Here is a 515-nt window from a genome sequence, read left to right as displayed (position 1 = left end):
CCACCCCCTCACCCCACCCCGTACCATCCGCAGCCCCCGCGAACGACTTACACCGCCCATCCCCCGCCAACCCCCGCTGACGACTGAACTCCACGAACATGCCGGGGGAGGCCATCACCGTCACGCCGCCGACGAGGGCCATCGAGCACTCCCCCTGCCGCAGCGCCCGCATCGCCCAGTGCAACGCCACCAGCGACGACGAACACGCCGTGTCCACCGTCACCGCCGCCCCCTCCAGGCCGAACGTGTAGGCGAGACGTCCCGACATCACGCTCGTCGCACCGCCGGTCAGCAGGTAGCCGTCCGATCCCTTGTCCGCCTGGTCGTAGCGGGGGCCGTACTCCTGGTACATGCCGCCGACGAAGACCCCGGTGTCGGTGCCGCGCAGGGACGAGGGGTCGATCCCGGCCCGTTCGAACGCCTCCCAGGAGGTCTCCAGCAGCAACCGCTGCTGCGGATCCATCGCCAACGCCTCACGCGGAGAGATCCCGAAGAACCCCGCGTCGAACTCCCCC

Annotated in this window: 1 protein-coding gene; it reads right to left on the bottom strand. The window is 70.3% G+C overall.

Annotated elements, in window-relative coordinates; genetic code table 11:
• The coding region (locus ACFFRH_RS44680; protein WP_386164240.1) for a beta-ketoacyl synthase N-terminal-like domain-containing protein at window positions 1-515 on the bottom strand (515 nt) is incomplete at both ends.

Source organism: Streptosporangium vulgare, from assembly GCF_042428775.1.
GTDB classification, from domain to species: Bacteria; Actinomycetota; Actinomycetes; order Streptosporangiales; family Streptosporangiaceae; genus Streptosporangium; species Streptosporangium vulgare.
Note: the sequence above shows the minus strand (reverse complement) of the source record. Positions and strands in the feature narration are given on the sequence as shown.